Origin of the sequence: Neobacillus kokaensis, assembly GCF_014656545.1 — a bacterium.
Lineage (GTDB): Bacteria > Bacillota > Bacilli > Bacillales > Cytobacillaceae > Neobacillus > Neobacillus kokaensis.
This window is the reverse complement of sequence record NZ_BNDS01000002.1, coordinates 294,138-316,896: the sequence shown is the minus strand read 5'-3', so window position 1 is coordinate 316,896 and position 22,759 is coordinate 294,138. Positions and strand designations below refer to the sequence as shown.

Genomic DNA, 22,759 nt, shown 5'->3' with positions numbered 1-22,759 from the left:
AGACACAACATGCAAGGTGAGAAAATTACAGTAACAAATGGAGTTTTAAATGTTCCAAACAATCCAATTATTCCATTTATTGAGGGTGACGGGATCGGACCGGATATTTGGGCAGCTTCCGAGAGAGTTTTAAATGCAGCTGTTGAAAAAGCATATAAAGGTGAACGTAAATTAGTCTGGAAGGAAGTTCTAGCAGGTGAGAAAGCTTTTAATCAAACTGGCGAATGGCTTCCTAAAGAAACACTAGATGTAATCAATGAATATTTAATTGCCATCAAAGGACCATTAACAACTCCTGTTGGCGGCGGAATTCGTTCTTTAAACGTTGCTCTTCGTCAAGAGTTGGACCTTTTTGTTTGCTTACGTCCAGTAAGATGGTTTGAAGGTGTTCCTTCTCCGGTTAAGCGTCCGCAAGATACAGATATGGTAATCTTCCGTGAAAATACTGAAGACATTTATGCTGGAATCGAGTATGAAAAAGGTACTGAGGCAGCTAAAAAGGTTATTGATTTCCTTCAAACTGAAATGGGTGTAAATAAAATCAGATTCCCTGAAACTTCAGGTATCGGTATTAAACCAGTTTCCCAAGAAGGTACCACTCGTCTTGTACGTGCAGCCATTAATTATGCGATTAAAGAAGGCCGCAAATCTGTTACACTTGTGCATAAAGGTAATATCATGAAATTTACTGAAGGCGCGTTTAAAAATTGGGGTTATGAACTTGCTGAAAAGGAATTTGGCGATAAGGTGTTTACATGGTCTCAATATGATCGTATTAAGGCTGAGCAGGGAGCTGATGCTGCAAACAAGGCCCAAGCTGAAGCAGAAGCTGCTGGAAAAATTATTGTTAAAGATGCGATCGCTGACATCTTCTTACAACAAATCCTTACTCGCCCACGCGAGTTTGACGTAGTAGCTACAATGAACCTAAACGGAGACTTCATTTCCGACGCGCTTGCAGCACAAGTTGGAGGTATCGGGATTGCTCCGGGAGCTAATATCAACTATGAAACTGGGCATGCCATTTTCGAAGCTACACATGGTACTGCGCCTAAATACGCAGGTCTCGATAAAGTAAACCCTTCATCTGTTATTTTATCAGGTGTATTACTGCTTGAGCACTTAGGCTGGAATGAAGCAGCGAATATGGTTATTAAATCAGTAGAGAAGACAATTGCATCTAAAGTTGTAACTTATGACTTTGCTCGTTTAATGGATGGTGCAACAGAAGTAAAAACTTCTGAATTTGGTGATGAGTTAATCAAGAATATGGAATAAAATATTATTCATATGTATGGGCTGTTTTCCTAACAGCCCATATTTAAAAACTAAACAATAGGGGATGATGACTGTGTCATTAAAGCGTAAAAAAGTTTCTGTAATTGGCGGAGGTTTTACTGGTGCTACTACTGCATTTTTACTCGCACAGAAAGAATTAGCTGATGTTGTTTTAGTTGATATTCCACAAATGGAAAACCCTACAAAAGGAAAAGCATTAGATATGCTGGAAGCAAGCCCTGTTCAAGGTTTTGATGCAAAGATAACTGGTACTTCAAACTATGAAGATACCAAGGATTCTGATATTGTTGTCATCACTGCTGGTATTGCTCGTAAACCTGGCATGAGCCGCGATGACTTAGTACAGACAAACCAAAAGGTTATGAAAGCAGTTACTTCTGAAATCGTAAAATATTCCCCTACTTGTACAATTGTTGTATTAACGAATCCTGTTGATGCAATGACCTATACTGTATTTAAAGAATCAGGATTCCCAAAAAATCGTGTAATTGGTCAGTCAGGAGTTCTGGATACAGCACGTTTCCGCACCTTTATTTCACTTGAATTAAATATTTCCGTTAAAGATATTACCGGCTTTGTTTTAGGCGGACATGGCGACGATATGGTACCCCTTGTACGTTATTCCTATGCGGGCGGGATTCCTCTAGAAACATTAATTTCCAAAGATCGCCTTGAAGCAATCGTTGAACGTACTAGAAAAGGCGGCGGTGAAATTGTTAACCTGCTTGGTAATGGAAGTGCCTATTATGCACCTGCAGCTTCTCTAGTGGAAATGTGTGAAGCGATTTTGAAAGACCAACGTCGTGTATTACCATCCATTGCTTATCTAGAAGGTGAGTATGGCTATGAAGGCATTTACCTAGGCGTACCAACCATTCTTGGTGCAAACGGGATTGAAAAGGTAATCGAGCTTGACCTAACTGTAGACGAAAAGGCTGCATTAGACAAGTCTGCTGAATCCGTTCGAAATGTAATGAACGTCTTAGCATAAGAAGTAAAATAGATTCGGGTGAGAGGGTCTCTACCATTTCTTTCCCGAATTTTTCACTTTAGTACTTGAAATCGCCTTCAAAGGGGTGTTGTTTTTGCTGTTAGGAAAAAAGAGAAAGCTTGGAAGAAAAGTTGATGAAATCACTGTGGGAGAGAAACTTTCAATAAAAAAAAGAATCGAAGATAAAGATCTTCTTCTTTATTTAGGTTTGAGTGATGATGCCAATCCTCTTTATATACAACATGACTATGCCTCGCAAACTCCATTTCAAAAGCCGATTGTCCCTAGTATATTGATAACAGGAATAATTACATCAGCTATATCGAAATATTTACCGGGCCCTGGAAGTCACATTGTAAGTCAAGAAATTGAATTCCCCAAACCTGTATATCATGATGGGAATGTGGAGCTTTTATTTGAAGTAGTAGAAGTGAATCCAATTGAACATTTTATAACACTTAGTATTGTTGGAACAAATGAAAAAGAGGATACTGTTATCACTGGAAAGGTAAAGGTATGCCCGCCGCATCGGCTGTATGAAATTCATCCCACTGCATTAGAAAATTTTTAATATTCATTTAGGAAAGGAATGTACAGGTTAGCGGGCTGCCCCTTCTGTACATTCCTTTTTGCGTATATAGAACACGGTCAAGAAAGTAATCTTTCCTGATTTATATTATAATAATAATATGAAAAATTTTAAGTAATGAAAAGTGGAGGATACGATGAAAACAAAGGTACTTGTAGTCGATGATGAGCAGTCAATTGTTACGTTGCTTCAATATAATTTGGAGCAGGCGGGTTTTGAAGTAGTAACAGCGATGGACGGTGCAGAAGGAAAACGTCTGGCCGAACTAGAATCACCGGATATTATTGTTTTAGATTTAATGCTTCCTAAATTAGATGGTATGGAAGTATGCAAGCAGCTTAGACAGGAGCGAATCATGACACCTATCTTAATGTTAACGGCAAAAGATGATGAGCTTGATAAAATATTAGGTCTTGAGCTTGGCGCAGATGACTATATGGTGAAACCATTCAGCCCGCGGGAAGTTATTGCACGGGTAAAGGCAATCTTAAGAAGGACACATGTACCACTTGAAACTCCAGGAGAAAACACAGCTGAAGAATTACTTTTCGAAATTGGGAATTTACGAATCTTTCCAGAAAAATATGAAGCCTATTTTCAGGAAACACTGCTAGAACTAACCTTAAAGGAGTTTGAATTACTTCTATATCTAGCCCAAAACAAAGGCCGTGTACTAACTCGGGATCAATTGCTTAGCGCTGTTTGGAATTATGACTTTGCTGGCGATACTAGAATTGTTGATGTACATATTTCACATTTAAGAGAGAAAATTGAAAAGGATACTAGGAAACCCGTTTATATAAAAACAGTCCGTGGACTAGGCTATAAACTCGAGGAGCCGAAAGGAGAATGACAAAATTTAGGACAAAACTTCTAATTGCCCTCATAACGTTAATAATATCAGTTTTGGTCGGCTTAGGAATTTTGCTTGGTCAGTTATTTAAAAGCTACTATTTACATTCTTTTAATGAACGGTTAAAGGTTGAAAAGAATCTCCTTAGTTTCTATATTGAGGAAAATGGCGGGGTATCGTCATTTAAAAAACAGGATGTGTCACAAATTAGTGACATGTTAAATGTCCGGGCAACAATTACCGATAAAGAAGGAAAAATATTGTATGACAGCGGTGAAATAAATGATTCCAAATCAAATGGATTAGAGCAAATTATACAAGATGTGATTAAGAAAAAGACGCAGCAGGAGAATCGCTTTGAAGAAGGCGATGGCTATGATCTTCACTATTATTGGAAGGCCCTTGTGAAAAATGGACAAAAAGAAGGGTATATATTTCTAAGTACGAAAACCAATGAACTAAATCAGGCATATGGGCAAATTTGGTGGATTCTGTCCATCAGCCTGGGAATTGCTTTAGTGGTAATTCTTTATCTTGGGATTCGTATTACTTCCCGTTATACAAAACCTATTGAAGAAGCTGCTAATGTTGCGATTGAATTAGCGAAAGGAAATTATCGTGCAAGAACATCTGCAAATAAATTAGATGAAACAGAAATGTTAGGAACATCTATTAATAGGCTTGCTATGAATTTACAGGAGCTTGTTAAAGCGCAGGAAATGCAACAGGACCGTTTAACAGTTTTAATTGAAAATATTGGTACGGGATTAATCCTGATCGACAGCCGCGGCTATATAAATTTAATTAATAAAGGGTATATAGATTTCTTTCATGTGAGTCCCAAACAATATTTAAATAAGTTGTACTATGAAGTAATTGATGAAAAGGAAATTTGCCAAATTGTTGCCGAAGTATTTCGGACAGAGCAAAAGGTTAGAAAACAATTATTAATCCCTTTACAAATTGAAAGAAAGTATTTTGATGTTTACGGTGTTCCAATTATTGGCTCAAACAATGTTTGGAAAGGTGTATTACTAGTTTTTCATGATATAACCGAATTAAAAAAACTAGAGCAAATGCGTAAGGATTTTGTAGCAAATGTTTCCCATGAATTAAAAACACCAGTCACCTCCATTAAAGGGTTTGCAGAGACCCTTATGGACGGGGCAAAGAACAATCAAGAAACGTTAGAGGCCTTCCTTTCTATTATTTTGAAGGAAAGTGAACGTTTGCAAACGCTCATTCAAGATTTATTAGAGCTTTCAAAAATTGAGCAGCAGGGATTTAAGTTAAACCTGCAGCGGCTGGATTTAGATCATTTACTCGAAGAAGTCATAGCACTTCTCACAGGAAAAGCACAGGCTAAAAATATTAAGATAGAATATAACAATTTTCCTGGGCAGGTGTTAATAAAGGGTGACATAGACCGCTTAAAACAGGTGTTTATCAACTTAGTGAGCAATTCCATCAACTATACCCCTGACGGAGGGTCTGTAAAAGTTGTCCTAGAAAACAATCGCGATCATGTTCGAATACACGTATTGGACACCGGAGTAGGAATTGAAAAGGAAGAAATACCACGGATATTTGAACGGTTTTACAGGGTGGACCGGGCTAGAAGCCGCAATTCAGGCGGGACTGGCCTAGGACTTGCTATTGTAAAGCATTTGGTCGAAGCGCATCACGGAAATATCATTGTTAGGAGCGAATTAGGAAAAGGCAGTGAGTTTATTATAGAGCTACAAAATGAGAATGAACTTTTGGATGGTGAAATCATTGGAAAATAAAAAGTTAGTACTTATAGATGGGAACAGCATAGCCTATCGTGCTTTTTTTGCACTGCCCCTGCTTAATAATGATAAAGGTATTCATACCAATGCTGTTTATGGTTTTACAATGATGTTGATGAAAATTTTGGAAGAGGAAAAACCAACACATATGCTTGTAGCATTTGATGCCGGGAAAACGACATTCCGTCATAAAACGTTTGAGGAGTACAAGGGCGGAAGACAAAAGACACCGCCGGAGCTATCCGAACAATTTCCGTTTATTCGTGAATTGCTTGATGCCTATGGGATTTCAAGATATGAACTTGAAAATTATGAAGCAGACGATATAATCGGAACCCTTTCATTAATGGCTGAAACAGAGGGATTTGAAGTAAAAGTCATTTCTGGAGATAAAGATTTAACACAGCTTTCATCAGAAACAACCACTGTTGGCATTACAAGAAAAGGAATAACGGATATTGAAGAATATACCCCGTCACATATAAAAGAAAAATATGGACTCACGCCTGAACAAATTATTGACATGAAGGGGTTAATGGGGGATGCTTCCGACAATATTCCTGGTGTTCCTGGAGTAGGGGAAAAAACAGCTATCAAGCTATTAAAGGAATTTTCAACCCTGGAAAATTTGGTTCAATCGATTGATCAAGTGAGTGGGAATAAACTGAAAGAAAAGCTCGAAGAATTTAAAGATCAGGCCATCATGAGTAAACAGCTGGCGACGATAGAAAGAAAAGCTCCTATTGAAGTAAAGCTGTCGAACATTGGCTATGAAGGTTTGAATAGAGCTAAGGTAGTGGACCTGTATAAAGAGCTTGGCTTTACCTCTTTATTAGACAAGTTAGGTGAGGATGGACCAGGGACGGAACCGGATAAGCTTGAAGATATCGAATTTACAATCCCTGATGAAATAACTGATGATTTATTTGCTGATGATAATTACTTTTATGTTGAGATGCTTGATGACAACTATCATCAAGCGGATATCATTGGCTTTTCTGTGGTCAATGAGAAGGGCGCTTTTTACCTGCCAACTGAACTTGCCCTAAAGTCAGAAGCATTTCAAAATTGGGCTGAGGATGAAGGAAGGAAAAAAACAGTATATGATGCTAAGCGATCAGAGGTTTCGTTAAGAAGGTTTGAAATCCATTTAAAAGGGACTGACTTTGACATTTTAATGGCTTCCTATATCATTAACCCTTCAGAATCACAGGAGGACCTGGCAGCAATTGCGAAGAAATATGATATTTCTAATATCCAATCCGATCAAACCTTCTATGGAAAAGGTGCGAAGCAGAAGGTTCCAGAGGATTCAATGCTTGCTGAACACTTAGTACGAAAAGCTATAGCCATGTCCAAGTTAAAAGAAAAGCTCGAAAATGAATTGAAAAACAATGAACAATTTGAATTATTTACCGAGCTCGAGATGCCATTATCGCTGATTTTAGCAGATATGGAATCATACGGAATTAAGGTGGAACGGAAACGTCTAGAATCCATGGGGCGTGAGCTGGGCTTAAGGCTAATTGAAATTGAAGAGAAGGTTTGTGAATTAGCAGGTGAAAAATTTAATATAAATTCTCCGAAGCAATTAGGGGTCATTTTGTTCGAAAAATTAAATCTGCCTTCGTTTAAGAAGACGAAAACAGGTTATTCAACATCAGCGGATGTATTAGAAAAATTAGCCCCCCAACATGAGATTGTAGAACACATTCTTCTATATAGACAATTAGGTAAGCTGCAGTCAACTTATATTGAAGGCCTTTTAAAAGTGATTGATACGAAAACGGAGAAGGTCCATACAAGATTCCAACAAACATTAACAGCCACAGGCAGATTAAGCTCAATTGATCCAAATCTGCAAAATATCCCCATTCGTCTGGAAGAAGGACGTAAGATTCGGCAGGCGTTTGTTCCGTCAGAAAAAGGCTGGGTTATTTTTGCAGCGGATTATTCTCAAATTGAACTTCGGGTCCTTGCACATATTGCTGGAGATGAAAAACTGATTCAAGCATTTAAAGATGAGCTGGATATTCACACGAAAACGGCGATGGAGGTCTTCCATGTTGATAAAGGAGAGGTAACCTCCAATATGAGGCGGCAGGCAAAGGCTGTTAATTTCGGGATTGTCTATGGAATCAGTGATTATGGACTCTCACAAAACCTCGGGATTACAAGAAAGGAAGCGGGGCAGTTTATTGAACGCTACCTTAACAGTTACCCAGGTGTTAAGGAATACATGGACGAAATCATTCATTCGGCCAAGGAAAAAGGCTATGTATCGACCTTACTGCAAAGAAGAAGATATATTCCGGAAATAACCAGCAGAAATTTCAATCTAAGAAGCTTTGCGGAACGAACAGCGATGAATACGCCCATTCAAGGAAGTGCTGCTGATATTATCAAAAAAGCGATGATCGATATGGATGAAGCTCTAAAAGATAAGGGCTTAAAATCACGCTTATTGTTGCAGGTTCATGACGAATTGATCTTTGAAGCACCTGAAGAGGAAATTGAAATTCTAAAAGAATTAGTCCCATTAGTAATGGAAAATGCAATTGAATTAGATGTTCCGTTAAAGGTGGATTATGCATACGGCCCAACTTGGTTCGATGCAAAGTAAGGGAGATAGTGGCAATGCCGGAACTACCTGAGGTTGAGACAGTACGTAAAACATTAAAAAGCTTGGTATTGAATAAAACTATTGATAATATCTCTGTTTTTTGGCCTAATATTATCAAAAATCCCGCAGAGGTTGAACAATTTATCGACGCCTTAAAGGGAGAAACGATTGTTGATGTGGGCAGAAGAGGTAAATTTCTAATAATTTATACCGATAAATATGCCCTAGTGTCACATTTAAGGATGGAAGGAAAATATGGGCTATATCCTAAGAGCGAGCCTTTTGATAAGCACACGCATGTGATATTCCGTTTTACAGACGATAGTGAGTTAAGATACCGTGATGTCCGTAAATTTGGCACAATGCATCTATATATGAAGGGTGAAGAATTTGAAAAGCGGCCGCTTCTTGATCTTGGGCCTGAGCCATTTGCAGAGGACTTTACAGCAGCCTATTTGCAAGCGAAATTAAAAACGACAAATAGAAAGATAAAACCAGCACTGCTGGACCAAAAACTGTTGGTCGGTTTAGGTAATATTTATGTGGATGAAGCCCTTTTTCGTGCCGGCATTCATCCTGAAAGAATTGCAAGTTCACTAAAGAAAAAAGAAATTGACCTTCTCCATCGCGAGATTGTGGCTACCCTGTCTGAAGCAGTGGAGAAGGGGGGCAGTACTATTCGCACATATGTGAACTCCCAAGGAGAAATCGGCATGTTTCAGCTTGAGTTATTCGTTTATGGGCGTAAAGGAGAAGAGTGTAAAAAATGCGGCCGACCCCTCGTAAAAACAACAGTCGGAGGCAGAGGCACACACTTTTGTCCGAAGTGTCAAAAGCTAAAGAAGTAAAGGGAGATTTGGAGAAGAAAAGAATAATGAAACACACCGGATAGGCTCCTGCCATATACTATCGTAGTGATTTTGCAGGAAGGAGTCCTAGACTACATGAGTCATTTATTCTCACTTCTCATTTTAGCCTTTGCTCTAAGTCTTGACAGCTTTAGCGTTGGCTTAACCTATGGATTAAGAAAAATGGTCATGCCGCTAAAGTCGGTCATCATTATTGCAACCTGCTCGGCTCTTTCTTTGTTAATTGCCATCTCAATAGGACATGGGCTTGAAAAGGTCCTATCTCCAAGGGTAACGGCCAGTCTTGGGGGCTTTATTCTAATCGTACTCGGCGCCTGGGTGTTGTATCAATTTTTTCGCCCTGAAAAAGAAAAGGAAGTTTTAAAACAAGAGAAAACGATTGTCAATTTCGAAATTCGTTCGCTTGGATTGGCTATTAACATATTAAAAAAACCAATGTCGGCTGATTTTGACCAATCAGGAACGATTACCGGAATTGAGGCCTTAATGTTGGGGCTGGCGTTATCACTTGATTCCTTTGGTGCTGGAATAGGAGCTGCAATGCTAGGTTTTTCACCAATCTATTTAGCTGGTTCTGTTGCTGTTATGAGTTCTTTATTTGTTCTTATGGGAATCAAAAGCGGCAGTTTATTATATCGCTTTGAATGGGTTCAGCGGTTGACATTCCTGCCAGGTATATTATTAATTGTAATTGGAATTTGGAAAATTTGATGGCTTAGAAAGGAAAATAGTATGACATTAATTGTCGGTTTAACAGGCGGGATTGCAAGTGGGAAGAGCACCGTATCTAATATGTTAAAGGAAATGAATATAACCATTATTGATGCAGATATCGAATCACGTCTTGCCGTACAAAAAGGCGAGCCAGCCTATTTTAAAATCATTGCTGAATTCGGTGAAGAGGTTATACTTGCAGATGGAGAAATCGACAGACCTAAGCTTGGTTCAATTATTTTCCATCAAGAGGAGAAAAGACAGCTTCTAAACCAAATTGTTCATCCAGAAGTCAGAAGGAGAATGAAGGCAAAGATCGACCAGTCAATGCATGCTCAAGAGGAAGTAATTGTGCTGGATATCCCCTTATTATTTGAAAGTAAACTAACCTATATGGTAGATAAAACCATCCTTGTTTATGTAGATAAGGATACACAATTGAAACGGTTAATGGATAGAAACAATCTATCCGTCCAGGATGCACAAGCAAGAATCCATTCCCAAATGCCGTTATCTGAAAAAGTAAGCTTAGCAGATGCTGTCATTAACAATAATGGAACGCGTGAGGACACAAAAAAGCAGCTTATGAACGTCTTAGCTGAATGGGGAATTCAAATGGAATAGGTTACTATCATGAAAAATGAACCGGAAACGGTTCTTTTTTTATGTAATACTAATGGAATTATTCGAATAAAAAAACATTTAAAAAATATGCTTTTTATTCATCACAATTAAACCTTAATGTGTTATACTAATACCAACAAAACAAGATAAAAAGTATAACATTAATACGGAAGGGGCCGTAAAAATGAAAGCGAGAATTGCGATCAATGGTTTTGGGAGAATTGGAAGGATGGTTTTTAGACAAGCAATCCTTGAAAATAAACTTGAGGTTGTTGCAATTAATGCGAGCTATCCAGCAGAAACATTAGCTCATTTAATTAAATATGATTCAAATCATGGAACATTCCCAGGAGAAATACTTCCTTTAGATGATGAATTACTTGTTAATGGCAAGCGTGTCAGACTATTAAGCAACCGTAATCCAGAACAGCTGCCTTGGAAAGAACTTGGAATTGATATTGTCATTGAGGCTACAGGTAAATTCAATTCACGTGAAAAGGCTGCACTGCATTTAGAAGCTGGTGCTAAGAAAGTCATTCTAACTGCACCTGGTAAAAATGAGGATGTTACAATCGTTATGGGTGTAAATGAAGAAGTACTTAATATAGAAGAACATGAAATAATTTCTAATGCATCTTGTACAACGAACTGTCTTGCGCCTGTCGCCAAAGTACTGGACGAGAAGTTTGGCATTGAAAGCGGATTAATGACTACTGTTCATGCTTATACAAATGATCAAAAGAACATTGATAACCCACATAAAGACTTACGAAGAGCACGTGCATGCGGACAATCTATTATCCCTACTACAACAGGTGCTGCTAAAGCGCTATCATTAGTGCTGCCGCAATTGAAAGGAAAGTTACATGGGATGGCACTTCGTGTTCCGACACCAAATGTGTCACTTGTTGATTTAGTTGTAGATCTTAAAACAGACGTGACAGTTGAAGATGTAAATAATGCCTTTATGGAGGCGGCTGATGGTCCATTAAAAGGAATTTTAGATATTACAATGGAGCCATTAGTATCCATTGATTTCAATACTAACGAATATTCCGCAACGATTGATGGATTATCCACAATGGTGATGGGAACTAGAAAAGTTAAGGTTTTAGCATGGTATGATAATGAATGGGGTTACTCTACACGAGTAGTTGACTTAAGTCTTTATGTTGCTGAAGAAATGGCGAAAATGTCTCAAGTTAAAGTTAGCTAAATAAATATTTTATTAATAAAGAGGTGTATACGAGTACACCTCTTTTTATTTTTTTCATTAATGCTTTATAATACATAGTAATTGATATTTTTTAGAGGAGGGCCCCTATGGCTTTATTACTTGGTTTATTTACCCGTTTTAAAAAGGAAATTGAGACATCAGACAAACAAAACGATGATGCTCTAAAAACACATTATTACAAAGCAACTTTTAATCAAGTTTTCGATTCTGTTGAAAAAATGTTTAGAGATGATGCGGATTGCCGAATTACCACTGTTTCAAAAGAACACGGTGAAATTGCTATAGAAATCAGTAAGCCCTTTTCCTGCTTTCTTGTTGTGACGGTCGTTTCTGTTAGACCATTAGAAACAGCGGTTGATTTTGCGATTTCATCCGATAAGTTTTCGTTATTAGGCATTTATCCTGACTTGAAAAGACGAATCAACTCCTACTTTAACAAGATTAATCAATTACATACGAATATTAGCGGAAAAAGAAATTAATAAACACTTCTACTTGTCCAAACGTTCACTTTTTTATAAGATAAGAGTAAGAAAACTATCGGATATTGTCAGGGACTTTGTAGTTAAGAGTTGGAGTTGATCATACAATGAAATGCCCTTCATGTCAGCACTATGGTACTCGTGTACTAGATTCTCGACCGGTTGATGAAGGACGAGCAACAAGAAGGAGACGGGAATGCGAAGAATGCGGCTATAGGTTTACTACCTTTGAAAAAATCGAAGAAATTCCCTTAATCGTCGTAAAGAAGGAAGGGACGAGGGAAGAATTTAGCCGTGATAAAATATTAAGGGGTCTGATTAAGGCTTGTGAGAAGCGGCCTGTTGCCCTTAAAGAATTAGAAGATATTACTCATGGGGTTGAAAAGGAGCTTCGCAGCCAGGGGATTTCAGAAATAAAAAGCGAGGCTATTGGGGAAATGGTTATGGACAGGCTTGTACATGTCGATGAGGTGGCATATGTGCGCTTTGCCTCCGTATACCGCCAATTTAAAGACATTAATGTATTTATTGAAGAATTAAAAGAATTGATAAAAAGAGAAAAATCATAAGGAGCAAAAGGGGGCTTTGGCTCCTTTTTTATTCGAAAAGGAAAGGTGAAAAGTATGGCGCAGCATTGGCAGGAAATTCTTCCGATTGATCGTTATATTGTATCGGCAAATGGGCTGCTCCATGAATATGACCGTAAAGTGCTGACGTTTTTATATCAGCCCTTAATTGGTTCAACCTGCTTTAGTTTATATATGACTCTTTGGTCAGAGCTTGAAGAAAATCGCCTTTGGTCCGAAACATCTACACATCATTTGCTAATGAACATTTTGAATATGAATTTAAAAGAGATTTACGAAGCGCGACTAAAGCTTGAAGCGATTGGATTAATGAAGACTTATGCTAAAACGGATGAAGGGGAACGTTCCTTTATCTACGAATTGTCTCCACCCTTAAATCCTCAAGCATTTTTTATGGACGGTATGTTAAATATTTTCCTATATCGAAAAATCGGTAAACAACATTTCGCACGGCTGAAACGTTTTTTTTCCGTCCCATCAGCTCCTAAGGAAACGGAGTATCAGGACGTAACACGGGCTTTTCATGATGTCTTTGCAGCTGCTTCTCCTGAAAGTCTCCAATACATGCAGGATATTTCTTCTGAGCTTGAGTCAGAAGCTAATGAACAATTTATTGGCAGACATGAACAAAAGGGAATTCAAATCGATACCAATACTTTTAATTTTGACCTATTACTTTCGGGATTAAATGAATCGCTTGTACCTAAAAAAGCCATAACGCAAAAGGTAAAAGATGTTATTAGCAATTTGGCATTTCTATATAATATAGATCCAATAGAAATGAAAAAGTTTATTTTAGGCGCCCTTGATGAAAAGGACGAAATTGACATAGAAGAATTGAGAAAAGGGGCCCGTGATTGGTACCAATTTGTTAATTATGATCAGCTTCCAAGTCTTATTAGTCGAACACAGCCGGCTGCTTATCATGTTCAATTAACAGAACCGAAGACACCTAAGGAAAAATTAATTCGTTTTTATGAAACAACCTCCCCTTTAACTGTTTTTAAAGAGCTTTCTGGCGGAGTTGAGCCAGCAAATTCCGATTTGAAAACATTAGAAGAAGTGATGATTAAATATAAGCTTCCGCCAGGTGTGGTAAATGTCTTGATAGATTATGTAATGAGAAAAGCAGATATGAAGTTTACAAAGGGATTAGTTGATTCCATCGCCAGCCATTGGGCGAGAAAACAAGTAAAAACGGTTAAGGAAGCAATGGAAGTGGCTAAAAATGAAAACTGGACAAACGAAGGGAAAATCGGTGGTAAAAACGCAAGAAAGAAACCGATTCGAACGGAAATCCTGCCAGAGTGGTTTGATGAACAGCCAGCCAAGCAGCAGGATCAACAGCCAAAGGCCAATAATACTGACTTAGAGGCAAAGAAACGGGAAATTGAAGAAATGCTGAAGGCATTTGATGACTAGGTGGTGAATTGTCATGGAAAAAATAAACCAAACATTGAAACGGCTAGCCTCTCATGAAAATTTTCAAAAGCGATATGAAAAAATGCGTCAGGAAATCCTGACACATCCCGATATCAAAGCATTTATAAGAGAAAATCAAGGTGATATCACGGCGGAAACGGTAGAAAAAAGCTTAAATAAGCTTTATGAATATATCAATCAAAGCAAGGAATGCAGCAAATGTGAGAGTCTTGAGGGATGCGTGAATATGATGAAGGGCTACCATCCTGAATTGGTGCTAATAAGAAACTCCATTGATCTCCGCTATGACCGCTGTCCAAGAAAAATAATGGATGACGAAAAGAAAAAGAATGAAAAGCTTATCAAAAGTTTACATGTTCCAAAGGATATCCTGGCAGCAACATTTGAGGATTTTGAACATGATGCTGAAAGAATTGATGCTGTCAAAAAAGCAGCTGCTTTTTTAATGAATTATGAACTGGGAAAACCAACAAAAGGCTTGTATTTTTACGGAAAATTTGGTGTTGGAAAATCATATTTGTTAGGAGCAATTGCCAATAGATTAGCCAAGAAACAAATTTCATCGATGATTGTGTATGTTCCAGAATTATTTAGAGAGATGAAGAGCTCCATTGCCGATGCCACATTAAATAATAAAATTGAGGCATTAAAGAAAGAACCTATTCTTATGCTTGATGATATTGGTGCTGAGGCTGTGTCGAGCTGGACCAGGGATGAAGTTTTAGGGCCGATTTTGCAGTTCCGAATGCTGGAAAACCTGCCGACCTTTTTTACTTCTAATTTTGATTTACAAGGATTAGAGCATCATTTGGCTCATAGCCAGCGCGGTGAAGAGGAGAAAATGAAGGCGCGGAGATTGATGGAAAGAATTCGTGCCATCAGTGATCCGGTCCTTGTCGATGGGCCAAACCGCCGCAACTAAATAAAATAATTATTTTTATGAGGATTGCCAGAGTTTTCAGGCAGTCCTTTTTCTATTGTAGTCTAATTTTGCCAAGTCCCCCATATATATTTAACACAGAGATTTTGGGAAAAGGGGGGATTTGGTTGGTTGAAATCATCTTCCAAAATAGGTTGGATGCAATTAGGTTTTTTAACTATTTGCAGAAGTGGTTAAATAATAATCCAGACTATGAAAATATTCTTCTAATTGAAGATCGACATATAGTTAAAATAGTAAAGGATTCTTTCACCAATGATATTCTTGAGGTGATTAAAAATGCTTTCTATGAATTTATAACAACGATTAAACGCGATGATTGGCTAAGGGGGATTTTGGAAAATCAATATTATTACGAGGACGCCTATGAGCAGCAGCAAATCCTGGACATTATTTATTCTGTACTTGATGGACAGAGGGAAGACCTATCCGTTTTTCTAAAAGAAACCAATCTAGAACCAATTATCAGAGAGGCCATTGGCCACGTCCTTCATGACAATGTATCGTTTTCATTTGATTCTTTATTGAAATTCCGGCTGCGCCCGTATTTGCAGCAGCTTGAAAACTATGTCGAGATTTCAATTGATGAATATAAAATGGAGCAGGAGTACCAAATGTTTGTCCACATGTTGCGGGAGTTTTTGGCAGACCGCAACCCGAAAATGAATCTCTTACATTTGCTGCTAGATGATGATATTACTTTTTATGATGAGCAATATGTAGAAATCAAACGGGGAGAATTAGCAAAAATGATTGATCGGAAGCTGTTGGTGAATCATCCTGTCTATATTGATTCTGCCTCTATAGCACCGTTATTGTCACTGGCGCCTACGAAGATTTTTCTTTATACGAAAAATCCCGAAGCCCCATTGGTTCGGACGATCAAAAATATTTTTGAGGAAAGAGTGATTATTAAATCCTATCAGGCACTTAGGGAGCTAAAGTATAAGGAATTTGGCGATACGTCCTTTGAAGGGCATGCGTAAACAAGAAAATTGTTGTAATTATTTGTTTTATTGGACTAGTGGACTTGATTTTTTATAGTAGAGTGATTATAATAACGTACATAGTAAAAATCATGTTCAAAAGTATTGATAAGGATAACAGTATTTTTTTACGGTTCATAGAGAGGGAGGTCATGGCTGAAAATCTCCTAACACGAAAGAAATACTTACCACCTTTGAACTTCAGCAGTGAACACTTCTGTTAAAGAAGTCTGTAATTGTTGACGGCCCTAGCCGTTATCCTGTCCTAAAGTTAATTTCACTAGCGCGTGCTTGTTGGAATTGAAAAATTTGGGTGGAACCACGTGTTTATAATAACTCGTCCCTATTCTAGAGGGACGGGTTTTTTATTTTTTCAGCGTTTCTAACGCTAAATTGAAAAGGGAGGAATTATGATGTCAGACGTTGTAAAAATTACGTTTCCTGATGGAGCAGTAAAGGAGTTTCCAAAAGGAACAACAACGGAAGATATTGCTGCATCCATTAGCCCGGGACTAAAGAAAAAGGCAATTGCCGGTAAATGGAATGGAAACATGTATGATCTTCGCCGTCCAATTCTTGAAGACGGAGCAATAGAAATTGTAACTCAAGATTCCCCAGATGCTCTTGAGGTACTTCGTCACAGTACAGCTCATTTAATGGCCCAAGCGGTAAAAAGATTGTATCCAAATACGAAGTTTGGTGTAGGACCAGTAATCGAAGGCGGCTTCTATTATGATATGGATTTGGAAGAGTCACTAACACCTGAGGACCTTCCTAAAATTGAAAAAGAAATGGCGAAAATCGCTGGTGAGAATCTTGAGGTTGTTCGTAAAGAGGTAAGCCGTTCCGAAGCAGTTCAATTGTTTAAGGAAATTTGCGATGAATATAAACTTGAACTAATTGAAGCTATTCCTGATGAGGAAACAGTAACAATTTATGAGCTGGGAGAATTCTTTGACCTATGCCGCGGCGTACACGTTCCTTCAACTGGGAAAATTAAAGTATTTAAATTATTGAATATTGCTGGTGCCTATTGGCGCGGTGACAGCGATAATAAAATGCTGCAGCGTGTATACGGCACAGCCTTCTTCAAAAAAGAGGATTTAGATGAGCATCTTCGTTTGCTTGAAGAGGCAAAAGAGCGTGATCATCGAAAACTAGGTAAAGAGCTTGACTTGTTTACTACTTCACAAAAAGTGGGGCAAGGGCTGCCGTTATGGCTTCCAAAGGGTTCAACAATTCGCCGTATTGTTGAACGTTACATTGTGGATAAAGAAGTCAGCTTAGGATATGACCATGTATATACACCTATCATGGCCAATGTGGAGCTTTATAAAACCTCCGGCCATTGGGATCATTACCATGAAGATATGTTCCCGGTAATGGAAATGGATAATGAGCAATTGGTATTACGCCCAATGAATTGTCCTCACCACATGATGATCTATAAAAATGCGATTCACAGTTATCGCGAGCTACCAATCCGTATTGCAGAGCTCGGCACAATGCACCGCTATGAAATGTCTGGAGCCTTATCTGGTTTACAGCGTGTTCGCGGTATGACACTGAACGATGCTCATATCTTTGTCCGTCCGGATCAGATTAAGGAAGAATTCCAACGCGTTGTTCAATTGATTATGGAAGTTTATAAAGATTTTAATATCAAGGATTATTCCTTCCGTTTATCCTATCGCGACCCGCAGGATACGGAGAAATACTTTAACGATGATGCGATGTGGGAAAAAGCGCAAAGCATGCTGAAGGAAGCAATGGATGACCTTGGTCTTGACTATTTTGAAGCCGAGGGAGAAGCAGCATTCTATGGTCCTAAGCTCGATGTTCAAGTAAGAACAGCTTTAGGAAAAGATGAGACACTTTCAACTGTCCAGTTGGATTTCTTGCTGCCTGAACGCTTCGACTTAACTTATGTCGGTGAAGATGGTAAGCAGCATCGTCCGGTTGTTATCCACCGGGGTGTAGTTTCCACAATGGAACGTTTTGTAGCCTACCTGATTGAAGAATATAAAGGCGCGTTCCCAACATGGCTTGCACCAGTTCAAGTTCAGGTGATCCCAGTTTCACTGGATGCCCATTATGATTATGCTAGAAAAGTTCAAGAGCTGCTAAAAGCTGCAGGTTTCCGTGTTGAATTAGATGGCCGTAATGAAAAAATCGGCTATAAGATTCGTGAAGCACAAATGCAAAAAATTCCATATATGCTTGTTGTCGGTGATAAAGAAGTCGCCGAAAATGCAGTCAACGTCCGTAAATATGGCGAACAAAACTCAGAAACAATGGCCTTTGCAGACTTTACAGCAGCACTTAAAGCGGAAGTTAAGAAAGCATAACAATTAGAAGGGAGGATTCATTCCTCCCTTTTGTTTAAAAAACTGTTGAATAATTTTTAGTTTCTTGTTAAAATAAATCTCGTTGTCGTACTTAAGTTCATTTGACATTATGTCTTTTAATATGGTATAGTTACAAGGTACAAAAATTGAATACGAATTTTTGGGAAAAGAAGAAGCACCCGCTTCTCACCTGATTGACGCTAGTAGAGCAGTTGCCAGGTTTAACAAGGACTTTTAGTTTTATTAACTATGTTCGTTAAGTGTGGGTGCAAACATCCGCACTTTTTTATTTGCCATTCTTCTTACTAGATTGCAAAAAAACATAATCAGCCTGTTCAAACAATATAGTGTCATTAGTCAGGTTGGAAGCGTCGGCCTGAGAGATTCTTGACCCAAGCTGTATTCGTGATTAAACCTTGGAGGTGGCTAACTATTAGCAAAGACATGTTGTTAAATGAGGGTATTCGCGCTCGTGAAGTTCGCCTAATTGATCAAAACGGCGAACAATTAGGAATTAAATCTAAAAACGAAGCGCTGGAGATTGCCGGAAGAGTGAATCTTGATTTAGTGCTTGTGGCAGCAAATGCAAAGCCTCCGGTAGCCCGGATTATGGACTACGGCAAATTCAAATTCGAGCAGCAAAAGAAAGAAAAAGAAGCTCGTAAAAATCAAAAGATCATCACCACTAAAGAAGTGCGTTTAAGTCCAACAATTGATGAGCACGATTTTAATACAAAGCTTCGCAATGCAATTAAGTTTTTGGAAAAAGGCGATAAGGTAAAAGCTTCTATCCGTTTCAAGGGTCGTGCGATTACCCATAAAGAAATCGGTCAGAAGGTACTAGACCGGTTTGCCCAAGAGTGCAAGGAAGTAGCTGCAATTGAGTCACATCCTAAAATGGATGGCCGCAGCATGTTCCTCGTTTTAGCACCGAAAATCGAAAAGTAATAAGGAGGATATCCCAATGCCAAAAATGAAAACACACCGCGGCGCTGCAAAGCGTTTCAAAAAGACTGGATCTGGTAAATTAAAGCGTGATCACGCTTATACTAGCCACTTATTCGCAAATAAATCTACAAAAGCAAAACGTAAACTACGTAAATCAGCTGTTGTTTCAACTGGTGATTACAAGCGCATTCGTTCTTTATTAACTAACATGAAGTAATTCGAGAGTTTCGATTTATTAGGAGGGAAAATCAATGCCACGTGTAAAAGGCGGTACAGTTACTCGCAGACGTCGTAAAAAAGTTCTTAAATTAGCTAAAGGTTATTTCGGTTCGAAACATACATTATATAAAGTTGCTAACCAACAGGTTATGAAATCATTAAACTACGCTTATCGTGACCGTCGTCAGAAAAAGCGCGATTTCCGTAAACTTTGGATTACTCGTATCAATGCAGCTGCTCGTATGAACGGTCTTTCTTACAGCCGTTTAATGCATGGCTTAAAGCTTGCTGGTATCGAAGTAAACCGCAAAATGCTTGCTGAATTAGCAGTAAGCGATGCAAATGCATTCAACCAATTAGCAGATGCTGCAAAAGCACAAATAAACAAATAAAGCAAAAGCGCCTAGGCGCTGCATATAAAGGCCATTCTCTATGACGAGGATGGCTTTTTCTATAAGGGAGAGGGGGTTCCCCTGGGAATGGATGGACAAACTTTACTATCCGCGGCTCTTTTAATCATGAATATTGCTGGTTTTTGGATCATGGGAGAGGATAAAAGCCGTGCTAAGAAGCATCAATACCGAATATCTGAAAGGACATTATGGCTTGTTGCGCTGTTTGGCGGCGCTGTTGGAACATCGGCAGGGATGCAATTTTTCCGGCATAAAACTAAGCATTTTGGCTTTAAAATTGGTTTTCCGATCCTTGCACTTATTGAAATAATTGTTTTTTTAAAAATAAAAGGAGTGTTTTAACGTTGGATTATAACTTAAAGGTCAAATTAACACATAAGGATGCTGCTTTACCCTACCAAGCTAATCCAGGAGATGCTGGGTTGGATTTATTTTCAGTAGAGGAAAAACTAATTAAGCCTGGAGAAGCAGAACTGATTAGTACAGGGATTATTATAGAACTGCCTGAAGGGACTGAAGCGCAGGTAAGACCGAGAAGCGGCTTAGCATTAAAACATTCAGTAACTGTACTAAATAGTCCTGGTACGATTGATGAGGGTTACAGGGGGGAAATCAATGTCATATTAATCAACCATGGTAAAAAAGAGTTTAAAGTAGAAAAGCAAATGAGAATCGCTCAAATGGTAATTGCCCCAGTTGCAACAGTACATATCACACAAGTTGAAGAGTTATCTGATTCCGAAAGAGGTGCGGGGGGCTTTGGGTCTTCAGGTATTAAATAATAAGAAAATTATCCTGTTCTTTTAAAAAGCTAAGATACTTGCTTGCGGGAATAGAAAGTGGAAATGTTTTCAAATATGTTTAAGTAATATTTTATACAGTCGATTCATGTGGAAAGTATGGTGTAGATAGTTTTAAAATGAAGTAATTAATTGCACAGGTTGTAAGGATTACTGTTTGAAGTGTATCCTTCTTAGGATGAATTTGTCACCAGATTGACCATTTTGAGTAAATTTTTGTAACTGAAGTAAAAGCTTCCTTATGTATAATAATAGTAGTAATGATAAAAGTTTACAAGGAGTTGGTAGTTATGTTAACTATTTATTCGAGAATAGTAGTGCCTTTTGACGGTTCTGTATTGAGTCAAAAAGCCTTGGAAATGGCTATAAAGCTTATAGAACAGGATAAAAGAATTGAATTAGATGTGCTCACAGTTGTTAATAATGAAATTACTGGAAAACCCGTTTATAATGTTGAACTTCAGCAGGAATCTCAACGGAGAGCTGCAGCGGAATTACAAACCACAATAAAGGAAAAATTAGCATTACTTCCAAATAGAACGCGAACCATTGTATTAGATGGGGATCCGTCGAAAATGATTTTGGAATTTGCCAAGGAAAATAATTCAGACCTTATTATCATGGGGAGCAGGGGGTTAAGCGGGCTAAAGGAATTATATTTGGGAAGTGTCAGCCATCACGTTGTGCAAAAGGCCGCATGTCCGGTATTAATTGTAAAATAACCTTAAGGTCAAAGTCATATTTTCAACAAAATGAAGTAAATTATCAAAGATAACAAAATAAGTATTTATGCAAAAATTTGTAAAACTATTTTGAACTTCGATATAATTAATACGGTTACAAAAATAGAAAAAGGGGGCAAATAAATGGCAAAGTTAGATGAAACATTATCGATGCTGAAGGATTTAACCGATGCAAAAGGAATACCCGGCAATGAGCGTGAAGTACGCGACGTTATGAAGAAGTACATAGAGCCATTTGCAGATGAAATCTCAACTGACGGCCTTGGCAGCTTGATTGCTAAGAAGGTTGGAAAAGAAGGTGGCCCAAAAATTATGGTGGCCGGCCACTTGGATGAAGTCGGCTTTATGGTAACGAAAATTGATGATAAAGGATTCTTACGCTTCCAGCCTGTTGGCGGATGGTGGGGGCAGGTAATGCTCGCACAGCGTGTGACAATTGTAACTAGAAAAGGCGATGTAACCGGTGTGATTGGCTCAAAACCACCGCATATATTATCACCAGAAGCACGCAAGAAGCCAGTAGAGATTAAAGATATGTTTATTGATATCGGTGCGGCCAGCCGTGAAGAAGCTGAAGGATGGGGTGTTCGCCCTGGCGATATGGTTGTGCCTTACTTCGAATTTACAGTCATGAATAATGAGAAGATGCTGCTAGCAAAAGCATGGGATAACCGCATCGGCTGTGCGATTGCAATTGATGTCTTGAAACAGCTGGAAGGTGTTGACCATCCGAATGTTGTTTATGGTGTTGGGGCTGTACAGGAGGAAGTAGGTCTTCGCGGTGCGAAAACAGCTACTTACAAAATTGAGCCTGATATCGGCTTTGCAGTTGACGTTGGTATTGCTGGTGATACGCCGGGGATTTCTGAAAAAGAAGCAATGAGTAAAATGGGCAAAGGCCCGCAAATTGTGGTCTACGATGCTTCGATGGTATCCCACAAAGGTTTGAGAGATTTTGTAACCAATGTTGCGGATGAGTTGAATATTCCTTATCAATTCGAATCTATCCCAGGCGGCGGGACAGATGCTGGATCCATTCATTTAACTCATAACGGTGTACCAGCTCTTGCGATTACGATTGCAACCCGTTATATTCACTCACATGCAGCCATGCTTCACCGTGATGATTTTGAAAATGCCGTGAAGTTAATTGTAGAAGTGATTAAACGACTTGACCGTGAGACGGTTGATAAGATTACGTTTGAATAAAAAGCTTTTGAATCTCCGATACCTCCTTGGTGCCGGGGATTTTTACTTTTTT

The 22,759-nt window shown here is 38.5% G+C and carries 23 protein-coding genes and 2 other annotated features; all 23 genes read left to right on the top strand.

Annotation, left to right across the window (positions count from 1 at the left end; translation table 11 throughout):
- The first annotated feature begins 9 nt into the window (after window positions 1-9).
- Window positions 10-1,278: an NADP-dependent isocitrate dehydrogenase gene (icd, locus tag IE222_RS04045; RefSeq protein ID WP_191269922.1), complete on the top strand. Its 1,269-nt coding sequence runs from the start codon at window positions 10-12 to the stop codon at window positions 1,276-1,278.
- Window positions 1,279-1,351: 73 nt separating this feature from the next.
- The gene (mdh, locus tag IE222_RS04040) at window positions 1,352-2,290 is read left to right on the top strand and encodes a malate dehydrogenase (RefSeq protein ID WP_191269920.1); all 939 of its coding nucleotides are present in this window, start codon (window positions 1,352-1,354) and stop codon (window positions 2,288-2,290) included.
- Between the two features lie 94 nt (window positions 2,291-2,384).
- A complete protein-coding gene (locus IE222_RS04035) occupies window positions 2,385-2,861 on the top strand; it encodes a MaoC/PaaZ C-terminal domain-containing protein (protein WP_191269918.1) in 477 nt (158 codons plus the stop codon).
- 154 nt (window positions 2,862-3,015) lie between these two features.
- The gene (locus IE222_RS04030; RefSeq protein ID WP_191269916.1) at window positions 3,016-3,732 is read left to right on the top strand and encodes a response regulator transcription factor; all 717 of its coding nucleotides are present in this window, start codon (window positions 3,016-3,018) and stop codon (window positions 3,730-3,732) included.
- A complete protein-coding gene (gene pnpS / locus IE222_RS04025) occupies window positions 3,729-5,519 on the top strand; it encodes a two-component system histidine kinase PnpS (protein ID WP_191269914.1) in 1,791 nt (596 codons plus the stop codon). Before IE222_RS04030 ends, pnpS begins: the two co-directional genes overlap by 4 nt.
- Window positions 5,509-8,145 (top strand): DNA polymerase I, encoded by a 2,637-nt coding sequence (polA, locus tag IE222_RS04020; protein WP_223282571.1) that lies wholly within the window; start codon window positions 5,509-5,511, stop codon window positions 8,143-8,145. Before pnpS ends, polA begins: the two co-directional genes overlap by 11 nt.
- A 14-nt stretch (window positions 8,146-8,159) precedes the next feature.
- Window positions 8,160-8,993 (top strand): DNA-formamidopyrimidine glycosylase, encoded by an 834-nt coding sequence (gene mutM / locus IE222_RS04015; protein ID WP_191269912.1) that lies wholly within the window; start codon window positions 8,160-8,162, stop codon window positions 8,991-8,993.
- Between the two features lie 96 nt (window positions 8,994-9,089).
- Window positions 9,090-9,725, top strand: coding sequence for a sporulation membrane protein YtaF (gene ytaF / locus IE222_RS04010; protein WP_191269910.1), 636 nt, complete (start codon window positions 9,090-9,092; stop codon window positions 9,723-9,725).
- A gap of 21 nt (window positions 9,726-9,746) precedes the next feature.
- Complete coding sequence (coaE, locus tag IE222_RS04005) at window positions 9,747-10,352, top strand: dephospho-CoA kinase (RefSeq protein ID WP_191269908.1); 606 nt, start codon at window positions 9,747-9,749, stop codon at window positions 10,350-10,352.
- A gap of 184 nt (window positions 10,353-10,536) precedes the next feature.
- Complete coding sequence (locus IE222_RS04000; protein ID WP_191269907.1) at window positions 10,537-11,568, top strand: glyceraldehyde-3-phosphate dehydrogenase; 1,032 nt, start codon at window positions 10,537-10,539, stop codon at window positions 11,566-11,568.
- Between the two features lie 107 nt (window positions 11,569-11,675).
- Window positions 11,676-12,071, top strand: coding sequence for a hypothetical protein (locus tag IE222_RS03995; protein ID WP_191269905.1), 396 nt, complete (start codon window positions 11,676-11,678; stop codon window positions 12,069-12,071).
- Between the two features lie 107 nt (window positions 12,072-12,178).
- Window positions 12,179-12,640 (top strand): transcriptional regulator NrdR, encoded by a 462-nt coding sequence (gene nrdR, locus IE222_RS03990; protein WP_191269903.1) that lies wholly within the window; start codon window positions 12,179-12,181, stop codon window positions 12,638-12,640.
- A gap of 54 nt (window positions 12,641-12,694) precedes the next feature.
- Entirely contained in the window at window positions 12,695-14,080 is a 1,386-nt protein-coding gene (locus IE222_RS03985) for a replication initiation and membrane attachment family protein (RefSeq protein ID WP_191269901.1), read from the top strand.
- Between the two features lie 13 nt (window positions 14,081-14,093).
- Window positions 14,094-15,023 (top strand): primosomal protein DnaI, encoded by a 930-nt coding sequence (gene dnaI / locus IE222_RS03980; protein ID WP_191269899.1) that lies wholly within the window; start codon window positions 14,094-14,096, stop codon window positions 15,021-15,023.
- A gap of 125 nt (window positions 15,024-15,148) precedes the next feature.
- A complete protein-coding gene (gene ytxC / locus IE222_RS03975) occupies window positions 15,149-16,027 on the top strand; it encodes a putative sporulation protein YtxC (protein ID WP_191269897.1) in 879 nt (292 codons plus the stop codon).
- Window positions 16,028-16,123: 96 nt separating this feature from the next.
- Window positions 16,124-16,375: a binding site (T-box leader), on the top strand.
- Window positions 16,376-16,440: 65 nt separating this feature from the next.
- A complete protein-coding gene (thrS, locus tag IE222_RS03970; protein ID WP_191269895.1) occupies window positions 16,441-18,375 on the top strand; it encodes a threonine--tRNA ligase in 1,935 nt (644 codons plus the stop codon).
- Window positions 18,376-18,536: 161 nt separating this feature from the next.
- Window positions 18,537-18,669 (top strand) — a sequence feature (ribosomal protein L20 leader region).
- 150 nt (window positions 18,670-18,819) lie between these two features.
- Window positions 18,820-19,323, top strand: coding sequence for a translation initiation factor IF-3 (gene infC / locus IE222_RS03965; RefSeq protein WP_191269893.1), 504 nt, complete (start codon window positions 18,820-18,822; stop codon window positions 19,321-19,323).
- A 16-nt stretch (window positions 19,324-19,339) separates the two neighbouring features.
- Window positions 19,340-19,540: a 50S ribosomal protein L35 gene (rpmI, locus tag IE222_RS03960; protein ID WP_191269891.1), complete on the top strand. Its 201-nt coding sequence runs from the start codon at window positions 19,340-19,342 to the stop codon at window positions 19,538-19,540.
- A 34-nt stretch (window positions 19,541-19,574) separates the two neighbouring features.
- The gene (rplT, locus tag IE222_RS03955; protein ID WP_191269889.1) at window positions 19,575-19,934 is read left to right on the top strand and encodes a 50S ribosomal protein L20; all 360 of its coding nucleotides are present in this window, start codon (window positions 19,575-19,577) and stop codon (window positions 19,932-19,934) included.
- Window positions 19,935-20,021: 87 nt separating this feature from the next.
- Window positions 20,022-20,297 (top strand): DUF1294 domain-containing protein, encoded by a 276-nt coding sequence (locus IE222_RS03950; RefSeq protein ID WP_191269887.1) that lies wholly within the window; start codon window positions 20,022-20,024, stop codon window positions 20,295-20,297.
- Window positions 20,298-20,299: 2 nt separating this feature from the next.
- Entirely contained in the window at window positions 20,300-20,737 is a 438-nt protein-coding gene (gene dut / locus IE222_RS03945) for a dUTP diphosphatase (RefSeq protein WP_191269885.1), read from the top strand.
- Window positions 20,738-21,045: 308 nt separating this feature from the next.
- Window positions 21,046-21,477 (top strand): universal stress protein, encoded by a 432-nt coding sequence (locus tag IE222_RS03940; protein WP_191269884.1) that lies wholly within the window; start codon window positions 21,046-21,048, stop codon window positions 21,475-21,477.
- Window positions 21,478-21,621: 144 nt separating this feature from the next.
- Complete coding sequence (locus IE222_RS03935) at window positions 21,622-22,707, top strand: M42 family metallopeptidase (RefSeq protein ID WP_191269882.1); 1,086 nt, start codon at window positions 21,622-21,624, stop codon at window positions 22,705-22,707.
- Window positions 22,708-22,759 lie beyond the last annotated feature (52 nt).